At 51.7% G+C, this 389-nt stretch carries 3 tRNA genes; all 3 read left to right on the forward strand.

Annotation, left to right across the window (positions count from 1 at the left end):
- The first annotated feature begins 64 nt into the window (after positions 1–64).
- A tRNA-Asn gene (locus IV55_RS09470) sits at positions 65–137 on the forward strand.
- 15 nt (positions 138–152) lie between these two features.
- Positions 153–244 (forward strand) — tRNA-Ser (locus tag IV55_RS09475).
- Positions 245–250: 6 nt separating this feature from the next.
- Positions 251–323, forward strand: a tRNA-Glu gene (locus IV55_RS09480).
- Positions 324–389 lie beyond the last annotated feature (66 nt).

The raw sequence follows: 389 nt of genomic DNA on the forward strand, positions 1-389 counted from the left end.
TGTCGCGCCAAGAGTAGTTGGGGGATCGCTCCCTGCGAGGGTAGGTCGTCGCCATGCATATTATTCCGGCATAGCTCAGTTGGTAGAGCACCTGACTGTTAATCAGGTTGTCGACGGTTCGAGCCCGCCTGCCGGAGTTGAAAATTAAAAATGGAGAGTTGTCCGAGTTGGCCGAAGGAGCATCACTGGAAATGATGTAAGCGGGTAACAACCTGCTTCAAGGGTTCGAATCCCTTACTCTCCGTTTTATGACCCCTTGGTCAAGTGGTTTAAGACACCGCCCTTTCACGGCGGTAACATGGGTTCGAATCCCGTAGGGGTCAATTTAACACTTTTGGAAGATTAGCTCAGTTGGGAGAGCGTCTGCCTTACAAGCAGAGGGTCACAGG

It is taken from the genome of Furfurilactobacillus siliginis (genome assembly GCF_001437435.1).
Lineage (GTDB): Bacteria > Bacillota > Bacilli > Lactobacillales > Lactobacillaceae > Furfurilactobacillus > Furfurilactobacillus siliginis.